Source organism: uncultured Flavonifractor sp. (assembly GCF_944383115.1).
In the GTDB taxonomy this organism is placed as follows: Bacteria; Bacillota; Clostridia; order Oscillospirales; family Oscillospiraceae; genus Flavonifractor.
On the sequence record NZ_CALWOJ010000135.1, the window covers coordinates 1 to 4062 of the forward strand.

4 protein-coding genes are annotated in these 4062 nt (G+C 63.2%); 3 read left to right on the forward strand and 1 reads right to left on the reverse strand.

The features are described from left to right. Window positions 1-1007, reverse strand: a 1007-nt coding sequence (locus Q0K43_RS10565) for a DUF815 domain-containing protein (protein WP_297290491.1), incomplete at its 3' end; no start/stop codon positions are given. A gap of 129 nt (window positions 1008-1136) precedes the next feature. Between Q0K43_RS10565 and Q0K43_RS10570 the strand changes: the two genes are divergently transcribed. The 3 genes from Q0K43_RS10570 (at window position 1137) to Q0K43_RS10580 (ending at window position 3936) form a co-directional block, all read left to right on the forward strand. Beyond that, window positions 1137-1781, forward strand: coding sequence for an L-fuculose-phosphate aldolase (locus tag Q0K43_RS10570; protein WP_297290492.1), 645 nt, complete (start codon window positions 1137-1139; stop codon window positions 1779-1781). 89 nt (window positions 1782-1870) lie between these two features. Beyond that, on the forward strand, window positions 1871-2524 hold the full coding sequence (locus Q0K43_RS10575) for a helix-turn-helix transcriptional regulator (protein ID WP_297290493.1): 654 nt from the start codon (window positions 1871-1873) through the stop codon (window positions 2522-2524). A 5-nt stretch (window positions 2525-2529) separates the two neighbouring features. Beyond that, window positions 2530-3936: a Sapep family Mn(2+)-dependent dipeptidase gene (locus Q0K43_RS10580; RefSeq protein WP_297290494.1), complete on the forward strand. Its 1407-nt coding sequence runs from the start codon at window positions 2530-2532 to the stop codon at window positions 3934-3936. Window positions 3937-4062 lie beyond the last annotated feature (126 nt).

Below are 4062 nucleotides of genomic sequence, written 5' to 3' on the forward strand. Positions count from 1 at the left end.
CGCTCGGCCAGGGAGGTCTTTTCCTGGATGGTCTCGCTGGCGTCCACCTCGTCCCCCGCCCGGTCGGAGAAGGTCTGCCGCACCAGATGGCGGCGGTTGGAGGTGGCGTAGATGGCCACGTTGGCCGGGCGGCGCTCCAGACCGCCCTCCAAAATGGTTTTCATGACGGAATAGGTGGTGTCGTCCTGATCGAAGGCCAGATCGTCAATGAACAGGATGAACTTGAGGCGGCGGCCCCCCAGCTTGCGGATGAGCCGAGGCAGTTCAGCCAGCCCCTCCTTCTGTACCTCGATGAGCCGCAGATCGTCAAAGCCGGGCAGGGAGAGCAGACTCTTCACCGTGGCCGACTTGCCGGTGCCGCTCTCTCCGAAGAGCAGCACGTTGTTCACCGGATGCCCCTTCAACAGGGCCCGGGTGTTGGCGATCACCTGGTCCCGCTGCAATTCATAGCCCAGCATCTCATCGGGGCCGGGACAGTCCGGTTCCTCCACCGGGAAGAGCTGCCCGTCCTCCCACAGGAAGGCCCGGCTGCGGGCGAAGAGCCCGGAACCGTGGGCGCGGTAGAACTGGGTGAGTCCCTCAAAGGTGAAGGGACAGCCGGCGGGCCAGCGGGGCAGGCCCTCCAGCACCGGCAGCAGGGCGGGATCGGCCTTGCGGGCCAGGGCGGAGATCAGCTGCCCGCAGTCCAGTTCACACAACTGGGTGAAGATTGCCACGTCCCGGCGGGCGGCCTCCTCCAGGGCGGGATCGGAACCGCCCTCCTCGGCCAGCCGGGCGTAGGGGGACTCGGTATAGCGCAGCTGGTCGTACAGCCAGTCCCCCAGGCCGGGATACCGGCCCTCCCGCAGGGTATAGAAGAGGCTGGCGTAGGCCTCCGCTGCTCCGGCGGCATCGCCGGAGGCCAGCTTGTCCAGCAGAGTGCGCACCAGATCCAGCTCGCGAGTGTCCAGAATATGTCGGTAAGCGGCCACGCCTCCCAGAGCGAAGCGCAGGGTCTCCATGGTCATCCAGGTCTCCTCCTTATCCGTAGCTCCATTTTATGCGAAGGGGGGCGGGATGTCAATGCAAAGGCTTGACTTGCGAGCCGGTTTTCCGTATGCTTGAGGAAACGAGCATAGAGAAAGGAAGTCTTGTTTATGCTGTTACAGGAGCAGCGGGAGCAGGTGGTGGAGTACGGCAAGCGCCTGGTGACCACCGGCCTCACCGACGGAACCTTCGGCAATCTCAGTATATTTGACCGGGAGAGCGGCCTCATGGCCATCAGCCCCTCCGGCATGGACTATTTCGCCACCACCCCGGAGGATGTGGTGGTGGCCGATCTGGAGGGCAGGGTGGTGGAGGGCAAACGCAAGCCCTCCAGCGAGCTGGACCTCCACCGGCTGTTTTATCAGCGGAGGGAGGATGTGAACGGGGTGGTCCATACCCACTCCACCTTTGCCACGGTGCTGTCCTGCCTGCGCTGGAGCATTGAGCCGGTCCACTATCTGGTGGCCTATTCCGGGCGGCAGGTACCCTGTATCCCCTACTACCCCTTCGGCTCTCTGGAGCTGGCCGAGGCAGCCTGGGAGGGGATGAAGGAGGAATACAACGCCTGCCTGCTGGGCAACCACGGCCTGCTGGCGGTGGGAGGCAGCCTGTCCTTCGCCTTTGACGTGGCCCAGCAGCTGGAGTTTCTGGCCAAGGTGTACTACTACACCAAAATGGCCGGCGGCGGGGTCAATCTGACGCCGGAGGAGCTGGAGGCGGTGCTGGGCAAGTTCCGCAACTATCGCCAGGCGTAAGGGAGAAGCCTTGCATTTTGCCTGGGTTGAGCGTAAAATCTGAACTGGAATCCATTCTATATATAGTAAGTAGTAGGGGAGGCGAAACAATGGACCGGGAAGAAGCCTTTGAATTTCTGGATCGTACCGCCCGGGGGATCGCGGAGATGTTCGGGTCCACCTGCGAGACCCTGGTCCACGATATGGGGGACCCCAGCCATCCCATTTTGTCCATCTACAACGGCCATGTTTCCGGGCGGACGGTGGGTTCTACCATGGACATCCTGGGCACCGCCAAGGAGCTGGACCAGGACGCTCTGGTCACCGATTTCGTCAACCTCTACGCCACCACCCCCTCGGGCCAGCAGATCAAGAGCAGTACCTTCCACCTCATTGGGGAGGACTTTAACCTGGCCCTGGGCATCAACTTTGACTACAGCTCTCTGGTATACGCCAACCGCATCCTGGTGGATCTGATGAGCGCCGAGGCCGACCTGCAAAGCGCCATGTGGCACGGCGGGGAGGGCCAGCTCACCCAGATCTTTGAGGAGTGTCTGGCGGCGGTGGGCAAGCCGGTGAACGTGCTGACCAAGCGGGACCGGATGAAGGTCATCGCTCTGCTGGACCAGAAAAACGCCTTTTCCTTCCGCAAGTCGGTGCCCTTTGTGGCCAAGCGGCTCCAGGTGTCCCGGTACACGGTGTACAAGTACCTGGGGGAACTGACCGGCGCCGCCGGCGGAGAAGAAGAACCCAAGGAGGAATGATTCCCATGTATCAGGAACAAATCAACGCCTATTTTGACGATCCGGCCCGCCGGCAGCAGCTGGTGGAGATGATCTCCCGGCTGGTGCGCATCCGCAGTGTCCGGGAGGAGGCCCAGCCCGGCATGCCCTTCGGCCCCGGCCCCGCCGCCGCCCTGGCGGAGGGCCTGCGCCTGGCGGAGGAGCTGGGCTTTGCCACCAAGAACTACGACAACTATGTGGGCGCGGTGGATATGAACGACCTGGAGACCCAGCTGCACATCCTCTGCCACCTGGATGTGGTGGGGGAGGGCACCGGCTGGACGGTGACGGAGCCCTATGAGCCCATCGAAGTGGACGGGATGCTGTACGGCCGGGGTACCGACGACGACAAAGGCCCCGCTGTGGCCGCGCTGCTGGCCATGCAGGCTGTCCGGGACCTGGGTGTACCGCTGAAGAAGAATGTCCGGCTGCTGCTGGGCACCGACGAGGAGAGCGGCTCGGGGGACATTGCCTATTATTATAGTAAGGAACCCTACGCCCCCTGTACCTTCTCCCCAGACGGGGAGTTCCCCGTCATCAACCTGGAGAAGGGCAGCTACAAGCCGGTATTCACCAAGACCTGGGCGGCGGAGAGCGCCACCCCCCGGGTGAAGGAGTTCCACGGCGGATTCCGCATCAACGTGCTGCCTCCCGAGGCGGAGTGCCTGGTGGCCGGCCTGTCCGCCGAAGCGGCTCAGCCCTACTGCGACAAGGCGGCCGCTGAGACCGGCGTCACCTATGTGCTTACCCAGCGGGGGGACGACCTGCACATCCTGTGCAAGGGCAAGGGGGCCCACGCCTCCACCCCGGAAGAGGGGGTCAACGCCATCACCGGCCTGATCCATCTGCTGTGCATGCTGCCCCTGGCCAAGGTGGGTTCCACCGCTGCCCTCCATGCCCTGAACGCCCTCTTCCCCCACGGTGACAGCGCCGGCAAGGCCCTGGGCATCGCCCAGGCGGACGAGATGTCCGGCCCTCTGACCCTGGCCTTCTCCCTGCTGGAGCTGAACGACACCGGCCTGTCCGGCCAGTTTGACAGCCGGGTGCCGGTGTGTGCCAATGAGGATAACTGCAAGGCCATGGCCGAGGCAGCCTTCACCAAGTTCGGCTTTGCCGCCGAGGGCGGAATGCAGGAGCCCCACTATACCCCCGCCGATACCCCCCTGGTCAGCACCCTGCTCAAGTGCTATGAGCAGTACAGCGGCCGGAAGGGAGAATGCCTGGCCATCGGCGGCGGCACTTACGTCCACGATATCCCTGGCGGCGTGGCCTTCGGCTGCGCCATGCCCGGTTTCAACGGCAACATGCACGGCGCCGACGAGCATACCTGCATTGCCGATCAGCTCACCGCCGCCAAGATCTTTACCCAGGCCATTATCGACCTGTGTATCTAAAAAACAGACGAAAAAGGACCTGTTGCAGTGTCTGCAACAGGTCCTTTGTTGTTGGTGGTACCAAAGTCAACCCCCGGCTATGCCGGGGGTAAAAAATAGCTTATAGCGAGGAGGAAAGTAGAAAAG

What these genes read in the sequence shown, in the direction of transcription:
- Q0K43_RS10570 (WP_297290492.1), top strand. Translation starts at nt 1,137, where the DNA reads ATGCTGTTACAGGAGCAGCGGGAGCAGGTGGTGGAGTACGGCAAGCGC.
- Q0K43_RS10575 (WP_297290493.1), top strand. Translation starts at nt 1,871, where the DNA reads ATGGACCGGGAAGAAGCCTTTGAATTTCTGGATCGTACCGCCCGGGGG.
- Q0K43_RS10580 (WP_297290494.1), top strand. Translation starts at nt 2,530, where the DNA reads ATGTATCAGGAACAAATCAACGCCTATTTTGACGATCCGGCCCGCCGG.